7 protein-coding genes are annotated in these 12272 nt (G+C 73.0%); all 7 read right to left on the bottom strand.

What is annotated here, in order from left to right; genetic code table 11:
• Nucleotides 1-8: 8 nt before the first annotated feature.
• Nucleotides 9-866, bottom strand: coding sequence for an ABC transporter ATP-binding protein (locus LO772_RS21595; RefSeq protein WP_231773683.1), 858 nt, complete (start codon nt 864-866; stop codon nt 9-11).
• Nucleotides 850-1746, bottom strand: a complete 897-nt coding sequence (locus LO772_RS21590) for an ABC transporter permease (protein WP_231779659.1) — start codon at nt 1744-1746, stop codon at nt 850-852. The genes LO772_RS21595 and LO772_RS21590 overlap by 17 nt, the downstream gene beginning before the upstream one ends.
• A gap of 260 nt (nt 1747-2006) precedes the next feature.
• Nucleotides 2007-3455 (bottom strand): glycosyltransferase, encoded by a 1449-nt coding sequence (locus tag LO772_RS21585; protein ID WP_231779658.1) that lies wholly within the window; start codon nt 3453-3455, stop codon nt 2007-2009.
• A gap of 17 nt (nt 3456-3472) precedes the next feature.
• Nucleotides 3473-5716 carry a hypothetical protein gene (locus LO772_RS21580; RefSeq protein WP_231773682.1) on the bottom strand — a complete coding sequence of 748 codons (2244 nt, stop codon included), beginning with the start codon at nt 5714-5716 and terminating at the stop codon, nt 3473-3475.
• A complete protein-coding gene (locus LO772_RS21575; RefSeq protein WP_231773681.1) occupies nt 5716-9336 on the bottom strand; it encodes a glycosyltransferase in 3621 nt (1206 codons plus the stop codon). The genes LO772_RS21580 and LO772_RS21575 overlap by 1 nt, the downstream gene beginning before the upstream one ends.
• Nucleotides 9336-10850, bottom strand: a complete 1515-nt coding sequence (locus LO772_RS21570; RefSeq protein WP_231773680.1) for a glycosyltransferase family 4 protein — start codon at nt 10848-10850, stop codon at nt 9336-9338. Before LO772_RS21570 ends, LO772_RS21575 begins: the two co-directional genes overlap by 1 nt.
• Nucleotides 10851-10993: 143 nt before the next feature.
• The gene (locus LO772_RS21565) at nt 10994-12271 is read right to left on the bottom strand and encodes a glycosyltransferase family protein (protein ID WP_231773679.1); all 1278 of its coding nucleotides are present in this window, start codon (nt 12269-12271) and stop codon (nt 10994-10996) included.
• Between the last annotated feature and the right edge of the window lies 1 nt (nt 12272).

Genomic DNA, 12272 nt, shown 5'->3' with positions numbered 1-12272 from the left:
CCGGGTGATCAGACGTCCTCCATCGCGAACGCCTCTTCGCCGACTTCGAGGAAGCGCATGTACTCCCCGATGATCGTCTCCGGGTCGCCCTGGTCCATCAGCTTGCCCTTGTGCAGCCACAGGCAGTGGTTGGCCATCTCGCGCACCGAGGCCATGCCGTGGCTGACCAGGATGATCGTGCGGGCCGCCCGGCACAGTTCGTCCATCTTGGCGGCGGCCTTGCGCTTGAACCGCGCGTCACCGGCCGACAGCGCCTCGTCGACGAGCAGGATGTCGGGGTCCATGTGGACGCCGACAGAGAAGGCCAGACGCTGGTACATACCGGACGAATACGACTTCATCGGCATGTCCATGAACTCGCCCAGTTCGGCGAAGTCGGCGATCTCCTCGTACTTCGCCTGCACCTCGGCCTCGGCCTTGCCCTGCGCGAGACCGCCGAGGATGACGTTCTCGCGGCCGGTGAGCTGGCTGTTGAAGCCGACGCCGAGGGCCAGCAGCGTGCTGACCCGGCCGTGCACCTCGATGCGGCCCTTGGTGGGCGGCAGGATGCCCGCGATCGCCCGCAGCATGGTCGACTTGCCGGCGCCGTTCGCGCCCACGACACCCAGCACCGTGCCGTGGTTGATGCTCCATGAGACGTCGCGGACCGCCTCGATCTCCTTGATCGTGCGCTCGCGGCGTCCGACCCGCTTGATCGCGGTCTTGAGCGTCGGGACCTTCTCGACCGAGGTGCGGTACGTGATCGACAGATTGTCGACCTTGACCGCGAGCGGCTGGTCCTTCGGGTCAGGACGGACGGGGGACGCGTCGGCCGCGACTTCGGACACAGCGGACTCCAGGACCTCGGGGTCAGATGCGGTAGGCAAATTCACGCTCCCGGGACAGGAAGAACCAGGCTCCACCAACAAGGGCCACGACCGCCCAGGCCGTGCCGTACAGCATGAGCGTCCCCGAGGGCGCGCGGTTCTCCAGGATGACCTGGTTCCACGACCCGATGATCGGGTACAGCGGGTTGACCTTGAAGATCCACAGCAGCCACTCGTTGCCGGCCAGCTTGTCCTTGGCCTGCTCGACCGTGAACAGCACGGGCGACAGGTAGATCCAGATGCGCAGCACGTACGGCAGCAGGCTCGACGTGTCGCGGAAGTAGACCGCCATCGCCGCGAAGAAGAGGCCGCAGCCGAAGCTGAAGACCGTCTGGAGCACGAAGATCGGCAGCAGCCACACGAACGCGACCCCGACCGAAAGCCCGGCCGCGAAGTGCGCGATGATGTAGACCACCAAAGTCGGCCAATACATCATGAACGACGCGAAAAGCGACGAAAGCGGCAACAACGCCTTCGGGAACGCCATGTTCATGATCATCTTGCCGCCGCCGGTGATCGACGTCGACGACAACTGCACGATGTTGCGCGTGTAGTAATACGAGAAAAGGCCGCAGAGGATGAGGGTGAACCCCTTCATCGCCCCGCCCTCGTGCGCCCCCTGAAGGACCGTCACGAGCATGAAGTAGACGCCGGCGAGCAGCAGCGGGTTGATCACCAGCCACAACTGCCCGAACACCGTCTCGTAGTTGCGACCCTTCAGGGTCGCGTGAGCCATGCGATAGGCGAAGCGCCGACGCTGGCTGAGGTCGCGCATGTACGTCTTGAGCGGGGGCAGGTGCGCGGCGTATGGCTCGTAGACGTGCACAGGCACGCTCTCGGCCGTACGACTCTGCTCTTTGACCTGCGCCTCGGCATCCATGACCGCCACTACCGGTTTCTCCTCGGCTGCGGGGTACACCCCTCGGAACTGACGACCGCGAACCGCTCCGTACGGGTGGATACCGACGATACCGGTGATACCGGTCGGGGGTTGTGGCCGGAGCACACGCGGACATCCGATCGAACAGACGGCCACGTTGCGGTGCCGCTGAGGTTACCGGATTCCTTGATCGGTGTTCGATCTCGGAAGACCCGGATCACGCACACTCCTCAGCGTCACAGTGCTGCCTGGCAGAGCGCTCACCTCTCGGCGAACGGACGGCGCCCCGCCAGGGGTTCCGGCCGCTTGCCCGCGAGCGCCGCGTACAGGTCCACCAGCACTTGTGCCTGGCCCTCCCACGAGTTCTCGGCCAGAAGCGACTCAGTGTACGCGTCCGAGTAGCGCGCCGTGTCGGCAAGCACCTTTCCGGCGGCCTCCGCGAACGATTCCGCGTCCCGTTTGCGCAGCCCCGCGTCGCCGACCTGCTCGGTGGTGCGGACCGTGAAGACCTCGCCGTTGCCCAGCTCGGCGGTCTTCTCCGCCATCGCCTCGACGTCGGACACCACGATCGGCAGCCGCCCGTGCATGTACTCGTAGTACTTGGTGATCAGGGCGACCTCGTGGTTCACCGTGTGCAGGATGGGGATCGCGCCGATGGTCGCCGACGACAGGAACTCCGGTACCTGGTGCGGCGCGACGTACGGAACCGTGTGCACGCGGTCGCCCGCGCCCAGTTCCTCCGCACGGGCCACGAGCGAACGCACGTACGGATCGCGCGCGTCGCCGCACACGATCGCGACGTGCGCGCCGTCGAGCAGCGGCAGCGCCTCGACCATCACGTCCACGCCGCGCGCCGGGGAGATCGCACCGCTGTAGACCAGCAGCGGGACGTCGTCGGCCAGCCCGATCGTCTCGCGGATCCCCCGTACCCTGCCCGCGGGCCCGTCGTCCGCGAGGTCGACCATGGGCGCGTTGGCGACGACCGTCGGCCGGCTGCGGAGGCCGTACTTCTCCTTCAGCATGTCCGCGAGCGTCGACGAGACCGTGACCACGGCGTCCGCCTTGCGCACGAACTCCCGTTCCAGGCCGGTGTACGCCAGCTTGCGCTGGGTCGGCATGTGCACGCCCGCGACGAACTCGTGGGCGTCGTACACCACCTTGGGACGCGTGCCGCCGGCCTTCGCGATGCGGTCGGCGATCCGCACGCCGATGCCCGGAGTGTGCATGTCGTGCGCGTGTATGACGTCGGGTCGGAAATCCTCGACGATCGCGCTCCACGCGTCCTCCAGCAGAAGGAGGTGCCGCGCGGTCCGCCGCCAGTCACCGTCGCGGATGTAGGCCTTCCACAGGGTCTCCTTGGCGCGGTCCTTGACGTTGGGGCCGCCGGTCCCCGGCTCCTTGACGCTCTTCATGAGCCGGCGCCGCGCCTTGTAGTCCATGCGGGCCGCGAAGCTCGCCGCGCGCAACGCGCCCAGTCTGGCGCGGTCCGCGGGCGCGGTGCGGTGCTCGTAGCGGTCGGCCTGGAGGCGGAAGCGGTTCGACAGGCCCGTGCGCACGACCTTCGCGGCGCCGATGCGGGTGCTCGCCGACGGCGACGCGGGCGCCTTCGCGTCATAGCCGAGCAGCAGGACGTCGAAGCCGGCCTCCGCGGCCGAATACGCGACCTTCTGCACCCGGGAGTCGCGGGTGATGTCGTTGGCGACCAGCATGGCCACGCGAGGCCGTGTCACGGAGTGACCCCCAGGAAATCGGCGAGGACGCGCGCGCTGCGCCCACCGTCGTGGTTTTCGCGGACGTACGCCGGACCCCGCGCCGCCAGTCTCCCGGCCTCGTCGCGCTCCGCGAGGATGCGTTCCAGCTCGGCGCCCAGCGTATCGGGGTCGGCGTTGACGATCGGCACGTCGGCCGGCAGGTGCTCGGCCACCGAGTCGTGCAGGTAGCAGACGGTCACCCGGCCCGCGGCCATGGCCTGCACGGACATGACGCCGTACGAGCCGAACACGAACTGGTCGAGCACGATGTCGGCGTCCGCGAGCAGCGCGGGCATCTCGGCGTGCGGGACGCCCTTGATGCGCCGGTACTCGATGAGGCCCGCGTCGTGCATCCGTTCGACGACCGGTTCGATCAGCCCGGTGCCCTTGGTGAACGGGCTCGACGGGGCATGCACGACCACGGGCCGTTCGCGCTCCAGCGGCCTGGTGTCGGTCGCCCACACGTCGGGGTCGACGACGACGGGCAGCCACGTCGCGTCCGGCACGTCGTGCAGCAGGTCCGGCGTCGAGACGAACTTGGGCACGTCCATGGCCCGGACGACCGGGGCGAGCCGGTCCACCTTGCTCTGCAGAGCCCGGGTCAGCTCGTGGGCGGGGTCGAACGGCGAGAACGGCACCCGGGCGCGCTGGGCCGCCGGGTCGCGGATCTCCGAGCCGTGGAACGCGAGGGCCACCGCGATCCCGGCGGCATCCAGCTCGGCGATGTCGTAGTTGGCCCACGGGCCGTTGAGCCGGCCGAAGGGCGGCATCGCGCACTCGGCGAGCACGTGGGTGAAATGGTCGAGGATGTATGCCAGTTGGCCCAACTGCCAGCTGCGGGAGAGCCAGTCGTCGGTGGAGATGCTGCGGTCGGCGGCGAAGCCGAACGTGTTGCCGGAGCTGAGCGAGAACGTCTCGGCGCGCACCCCGGACAGCTTGCGCTCGACGGCGCGCGCCCACGCGTACCCCTGCCCCGCCATGTTGGTGGGGCCCACCCCGACCACGACGCCCTCCGGCCGGGTGCTCCGCCCGGTGTTCGTGCGGGCCGCGGGGTCGAAGGCCTCGACATACGGCTGGTACGCGGCCTCGCAGCGCGCCGACCACTCGGGGTCGGCGGCGGCCGTCTCCCAGACCCGGGCACGCACGGAGGCCAGCTTGCGCCGGGCGAACCTGCGGCGCAGCCCGGTGACGAGCCCCGGCCCCGCGAGGGCGGCGACCTCCGCGCGCGCCACCGAGATCTCGGCCGCCGCGTCGGCGTCCACGGGCACGTTGAGCACGCGCAGCACGCCGCCCTTGGTGACCGTCGCCGTGGTCGACACCTCGGCGGCCTCGGCGGGCACGGCGAGCAGGACGTAATTCCCCTCCTCGGCCAGCTCCCGCCCGGCGGAGACGGCGGACCCGGCGCGGTCCACCGGGCTGTCGGCGGTGAGGACGACGCGGGGCAGGGCGGGGCGGGCGGCGGGGTCGGCGGTGTCGTCCACGGACGGAGTGGCGGCGTCGGGAACCTCGCTCTCCTGATGGGGCTCGTCGGCCGGGCGTGCGTCGGCACCGGACTCGGACGTGGCTTCGCCGTGCCCGGCGGACGCGGCCGGGGCATCGGCGTCGGACGCGGGCTCGCCGTCGCGGGCGGACGCGGGCTCGGCGCCGGATTCCGCCGCGGGCTCCGCCTCAGGCGCCGCGGCGGACGCCGGCTCGGTCACCGCGTCGTCGCCTCCGGGGCCGTCGGGGGTCTCCCCCGCACGCTGTTCCCGCGCCCGGGTTCCTCCGCGCGCGGCGGGCTCGGCGGCCGAGCCGGTGTCGCTCCCGGCGTCCGTGCCCGCGTCTCCGGGGTCAGCCGACGCCTTCTCCGTCCCGGCCTCCCCGACCGTCGTCGCGGGCTCCTCGGACGCGTGGGCGCCGGACTCGGGCGAGGGCTCCGCCCCGCTCGCGGTGTCGGCCCCGGACGCGGCGGTCGCCCCGCCGTCGCCCCGACCGGGGGCGGCGGCTCCGGAGCCGTCGTCCCCGGCGCTGGCGGCGGGTGTGTCGGCCGTTGCCGACGCGCGATCGGTGTCGTCGCGGCGGCCCTCCGGGGCGTCCGGGGAGTCCGTTCCTCCGCCGTGCGCGTCCGGGGTCTGGTTGTTGTCCGTCGTCTGTGCCGCGGGCTCGCGGGCCGGAGCGGGCGAGCCCGCGGTGGCGGAGCCGCCGGTGGGCTCGGTGGCGACGGATTCCGTTTCGGCCATCAGGATTCTCCCGGTGCGGGCGTGGCGAGAAAAGACGCGAGTGCCGCGGCGGACCGGCGGCCGTCGTGGTGCAGGGCGGTGAACGCGGGCCCGGCGGAGGCGAGTTCACGGGCCGCGTCGCGGTCGTCGAGCACCGACGTCAGCACCGTGCGCAACGTCCGTGGCGTCGCCTCCAGTTGCGGGACGCCGCCGGTGAACCGGGCGCGTACCGAAGGCGCGGCGTGTCCGACGACCAGGCGCCCGGCGGCCATCGCCTGCGCGGCGAGGACGCCGACGTTGCCGAGGGCGAGTTGGTCGATGACGATGTCGGCGGAGGCGACCAGCGCGGGCATGTCGTCCGGCGGTACGCCCTCGACGCGGCGGTATTCGACCAGTCCGCGCGCGGCCAGGTCCCCGACCACCGCGTCCACGGTCGGCGAACTCTTCAGGGTGCCGCGCGAAGGGGCGTGCAGGACAACGGGTTTGGCGCGGCCCAGCGGCTCGTCGCCGGGCCGCCATATGCCGAGGTCGACGACCACCGGGAGCCACGCGGCGTGCGGCCACCGGTCGACGACGAAGTCCAGCAGGTCCGGCGTCGAGACGAAGACGGGGCCGTCCCAGTCCGCGACATCGGCCATGCGGGCGTCGTGGCGCGGCTGGAGGTCCTGCGAGACCTGGCTGTTGGGATCGGCGAACGGCGACTCCGGGTACAGCTCGCGGTGCCGCCGCGGATCGCGGACGTCGGAGCCGTGGAACACCAGGCCGACCGCGATCCCCGCGTCCCGCAGCACCCGCGCGTCGCCGGAGAAGCGCCCGGAGCGGGCGGCCCTGCCGGTCAGCGGCAGGCCGGATTCGAGGAGGACGTGTGTCGCCTCGCCGATCACGTGGCGCCGCAGGGCGAGGTGCAGCTCCGCCGACTCCCAGCCCTGGGACGTGAGTTGCCGGTCGGCGGGGAAACGCAGCGGCCCGTCGCGGTGCAGCGCGGTGACCTCGGTCGTGACGCCGGGGAGGAAGCGCTCGGCGGCCTGGGCCCAGGCCCAGCCCTGGCCGGCCATGTTGGCGGGCCCGATGAACAGGGACGCGGCGCGACGGCGGCCGGTCACGGCGGGTCCGCCGTCGTCCGGTTCCCCGCGCGAGGCCGCCGGGGACGCGGGCGGGACCGGCGTGTGCGAACGCGCCGTCGGCGCGGCGTCGGTGGTCGCCTCCGCGACGTCCGGTGCGTGGACCGTCCGGGCGCGGGGGACGCAGGCACGCTCCAGCGTGCGCAGGGCCCGCTTGGCCTGGCGGGTTTCCGGCAGGCCGGTCGGGTCGGTGCCCGGGCGGTGGTACTCCACGGTGACCGTGCGCCCGGCCTTCCGCGCGCGGGCGGCGGCGTGCGAGGCGATCAGGAGCGCGACCGGGTCGCAGGCGTGGATCGTCGCGGGCGCGAGGGCGTCCAGCACGGGGGTCAGGGCCACCTCGGCGTCGATCGCCTCGGGGAGCGCGGCGCGCCAGCCGAGCGACGGCAGGCCGGGGAACCGGCCGAACTGCGGTGTGGCGTCCCGGCCGAGGAAGCCGGCGTAGGTCCGCATCGCACGGGTCTGCGTCTCGTCGGTGCCGCGGCGGCGGTCGCGCCCGGAGGCCACCGTCCGGGTCGCGGGGACGAGCAGGATCTGTGCCGCGTCGGGGGCTTGCGGCGGGCGCCGCAGGCTGTCGCCGGGGCCCGCGGGGTCGGGGGCGAGGACGACCGTGTCCGTGCCCGCGGCGCGGGCGGACGCGGCGAGGGCGGTCACGACTCCGCGCCACACGCCCGACGGCGCGCCGACGAGGATCACGGTCCGGGTCTCCGGGGCGGGGACGGGCAGCCCCTCGCGGTCGGTGAGCCCGGCCGCCGGGCGGGTGCGCGCGACCGGGTCTTCTCGCGGTCCGGCGGGGGTCGCGGCGTCGTCGGGGTTGTCGACGTCTTCGCGGCCGGCGGACGAGGCCGGATTTTCGGCGTCGTCGGCGTCGGCGTACGCCGGGTCGGGGAGCGTCGCCGGACGAGCGGGCGCCGCGTCGACCGGAGGCGCGGTGTCCACGAACTCCGCGCTCTCCGCCAGCAGTTGCGCCGCCAGCGTGGCGTTCGGGCGCGGTTCCGGGACCAACCCGGTCAGCCGCTCGTACAGTGCGGCGATGTTCTCCGTCTGGCGGTCCCAGGAGTGCTTCTCCAGGAACCCGTCGGCGGCGTAGGGCTTGACGTACGAATCGCGGTCGTCGAGCACGCGGCGCACCGCGTCCGCCAGACCGGCCGCGTCGCCCGCCGGGAAGACCTCGCCGCAGTGCAGTTCGCGCGTGAAGTCCGCCATGGTGCGGACATCGGAGACCACGATGGGCAGGCCCGCGTGCATGTACTCGTAGTACTTCGTGATGAGCGAGATCTCGTGGTTGGGCAGGTGCCGCAGCGGGATCACGCCGACCGTCGCGGTCGAGAGGTGGTCGACGACCTCCTCGGGGTCGACGTACGGGACGAAGTGGAAGCGGTCGCTCACGCCCAACGCGGCGACCCGAGCCTCGAGTTCGGCGAAGTACGGCCGCCGGTCGCCGGCCACCACGACGGCGTGCGCGCCCGGCAGGGAGACCAGGGCCTCGGCGAGGGTGTCGACGCCGCGTTCGGGGGCGAGCCACCCGGAGTAGACGAGGACCGGGACGTCGTCGGGCAGCCCGGCGGCGCCGCGGACGCCGCGTCCGGTCGCGCCCGTGGGCCGGGACAGCCTCGGCGCGTTGGTGGCGATCGTCGGGCGGTCGCGCAGGCCGTGGCGCTCGCGCAGCATGTCGGCGAGGGTGTCGGAGACGGTGACCACGCCGTCGACGCGCGCGATGAGTTCGCGTTCCAGGCCGACGTACGCCGCCTTCTGCACCGGGTCCGGGTAGCCCGCGCCCGCGATGAACTCCTGTGCGTCGTAGATCATCACGGACGCGCGTCCGGCCCGCCGGGCGCGTTCCACCGCGCGGGCCCCGACGCCGAGCGCCGTGATGTCCTGCGCGTGCACGATGTCCGGGCGCAGCGCGTCGATCTCCGGCCCGAACGCGGCCTCGAAATCGACGAGTTGGGGCTGCGTCGCACGCCAGCCCGAGCCCTCGCTGAGCAGGTTGTGCGCGACCGCGCGGGCCTTGGCGCCGGGGCGGTCGACGCGCGCGAGCCATGCGGCGTGCCGCCGGGCGGCCTCGCGCCGGACCATGTGCCGGGCGCGCGCGGCAGTCACTCCGGCGCCGCGGAGCGTGTGCCGCACGCGGTCCGCCGCCGTGTCGAGGTACGCCTCCTCGGCGGCCTGTTCGCGGCGCAGGAAGTTCACCGCGACGCGGTCGGCGACCTCGTCGTCGCGCGTCGCGAACCCCACGCGGCCCAGCACGCCGCGCTGGCGGCGCGACCGCCGGTAGGGGGCGACGACGGACGGCACGGGCACCCGGATCACCGTGGCGGCGCCGCGCTCCGGGTCGCCGAGCGTGGTCACCTCGCGGGCCGAGGTGCGCGAGCGGCCGAGTACGACGACGTCCCACCCGCGTTCGGCCATGCCGAGGGCCAGCTTCTGGATGCGTGAGTCGCCCGTGATCCAGTTCATGCGCAGCAGAACCAGGCGCGGTTGCATGGCCGCGGCGGGCGGCGGCACGTCGGAGGCTCCCATCAGCCGACCAACCGCTCGTACAGGCCCAGGAGTTCGGGGACTTGCGCCTCCCAGGTGTGGCGGGCGAGCAGATCGCCCTCGTACGGCTTCGTGTAGCGCCCGCGGTCCGCCAGCACCGTGCGTACCGCGGCGGCGAAGGCGGCGGCGTCGCCCGCCGGGTAGACCTCGCCGATGCCCTGGTCGCGGGTGAACGCGCCGACCGTGCGCAGGTCGGAGACCACCAGCGGGAGGCGGGCGTTGAGGTATTCGTAGTACTTGCTGGGCAGGGAGAGTTCGTAGTTCGGCGAGTGCAGCGACGTGACGACGCCCAGCGTCCCGGCGGCCAGGTGGGCGACGACCTGCTGGGGTTTGACGTACGGCAGGATGTGCAGCCGGTCGGCGACGCCGAGGGCGGTCGCCTTCCGTTCCAGCGCGTCGACGTACGGATTGCGGGCGGTGACCATCGCGAAGTGGACGCCGGGCAGCCGCGGCAGCGCCTCGACGGCGGTGTCGAGGCCGCGCTCGGGGGCGGTCATCCCGGCGTAGACCATGAGCGGCACGTCGGGTCCGAGACCGGCCGCCTCGCGCACGTCCGGGACCGCGTCGGCGTCGTCGCCCGCCGCGAGTTCGGCGACGGTGGGGGCGTTGCACACGACGGTCGGCGGCGTGTCGAGGCCGTGGTCGGTGCGCAGGAGGTCGGCGATGGCGTCGGAGACGGTGATGACGCCGTCCGCGAGCTTGATGTATTTGCGTTCCTGGGCCGACATCGCGGGACGGAACGCGGGGTCGCCGGGGCGCTCCCAGCCCGCGATGTACTCGTGCGCGTCGTAGACGATCTTCACCGGGTGCCCGGCGCCGCGCAGCTTGAGCCCGGACCGGACGACGAGCCCGATGGTGTCGAAGTCGTGCGCGTGCAGCAGGTCGGGCCGCAGTTCGGCGATGACCGGCGAGAACGCCGTGTCGTAGTCGACGAGTTGGGGCTGTGTGAGCCATGCTCCGCCGTCGCGGCCGAGGCCCACCGCGATCCGCGTCCGGCCGCCGGGCTGCTTGGCCTTCGCGGCGGACCGCTCGTACAGCCTGCGGCGCGCCTCGATCCAGTAGCCGCGGGCGCGGTCGGCGGCGGTCAGCCCGCCGAGCCGGAGCCGCGAGGTGAGGTCGGGGTCGCCGAGGGCGGCGATCCGGCGCTCGACTTCGAGGTCGGCGCGCAGCGCGCGGCGGGCGTCGACGCGCATGCGGGCCTGTTCGCCGGAGCGGTAGCCGAGCCGGCCGGCGACGCCGCGCGGCGGGTTGTCCTTGCGGTACGTCTGCGCCGTCATGCGCAGCGGGACGCGGATCACGCGCGCGCCGCCGAGGGTGTACTCCTCGCGTGCGGTGCCCCGGGCGCGGCCGAGCAGCACCACCTCCCAGCCCGCGTCGGCGACCGAGCGCGCGGTCTTCTGCACCCGCGAGTCGCCGTCGACGAAGTTGCTGACGACCATGACCGCGAGCCGTCGCTTCCGGTCGCCTCCGGGCGTGGTCGCCTCGGCCTCACTCACTGCGCGTCACTCTCTCTCGTCGGAAGCGTGGGGTCGGGCCGGGAGCGGGGCCTCAGGGGCGTGGTGCGGACTCCCGCCGTCGGGACACCCGGACACAGCCTGACACGCGGCAAGTGTGCCACGTCGCGGGCGGGCGATCCGGTTCAGGAACGCCTCCGCAGGGCGCCCAGTTTGACCATTTTGACCTGGGCTCGCCGCCGCATTCCGTCCATGCGCCGCACCAGCAGGTGGACGTGCGGGTTGTCCTCGACGCGGTCGCGCACGGTGCGCGGCGGCGTGATGGCGTCCCGGCCCCCTTGTTCGCCGAGCGCTTGGCGCAGCCGCGAGACCTCCGCCTCCAGCGCGGTGATCCGGCCGCGGCCCTCGACGACGGGCCAGTCGGGGCGGTCGGCGACGACCTTGACCGGGGGTTCGTGGTAGGCGTCGAGCAACTGCCGTGCCACGGTGGCGACATCGTGGCGGGCGGCGACCCACGCGACGGACTCGGCGCGCAGCCGGGCGCGTTCCCCGGGGTCGTCGGCGAGGCGGCGTACGACGTCGCCGAGATCGGCGCCGACCGCCTCGACCACCGGGCAGCCGGGCACGCGCGCGCGGTTGCGCTCGTGGACGTGTGCGATGGCGATCGCGCCGCAGGCCATGGCCTCGACGGACACCATGCCGTGGTCGCCGATGGTCAGGCTGTCGACGATCATGTCGGCGCGCGCGAACTCGGCTTTGACCTGGGCGTGCGACAGCCCGGAGAGCGGGCGGTACTCGACGGCGCCCTCGTCGTGCAGGGGCCGCAGCGCGGCGTCCACGAGGTGCGAGCCCTTGGTGGCGCGCTTGGAGGGCAGGTGGACGACGACGGGCACGCGCGGCTCGGGGCCGCGCTCGGTGCGCCACGCGCTCGCGTCGATGGCGAGCGGCACGAGTTCGGCGTCCGGCACGTAGTCGAGCAGCCCGGGGGTGGAGACGAACATGCGGTCGCAGTGCCGCCGCGCGATCTCCACCATGGCGTGGATGCGGGTCTCGTCGACGACCGCGTCCTTGAGGTACGAGTCGGGTTCGCGCTCCATGTGCACGCTGCGCAGGCGCACGTCGGAGCCGTGCCAGTGCATGAAGACCTTCTTGCCGAGCGAGCGCAGCAGCGGTACGTCCCACAGCGCGGGCAGTTGCGGCTCGTGGGCGTTGAGGAGGGAGCGGCCGTACTGGAAGTGGAAGACGTCGAAGCCGCGCACCGCGCGGTCGAGGACCTGCCAGCGGTAGCCGGGGTCGGCGAGCAGCCGGTCGGTGTCCCACACGCGGTCGGGGACGAGGCCGAACGCCGGTTCGCCGAAGCTCCACACCTCGGCGTGCGTGCCGAGTTCCCGCAGCCCGCGCGCCCACGTGCTCGGTTGTCCGGCGATGTCGCGGGGGGCGTAGAGCACCCGGAGTGGCGTCATT

The sequence above is a fragment of the Yinghuangia sp. ASG 101 genome (assembly GCF_021165735.1).
GTDB lineage: Bacteria > Actinomycetota > Actinomycetes > Streptomycetales > Streptomycetaceae > Yinghuangia.
This window is presented reverse-complemented; position numbering and strand designations above follow the sequence as displayed.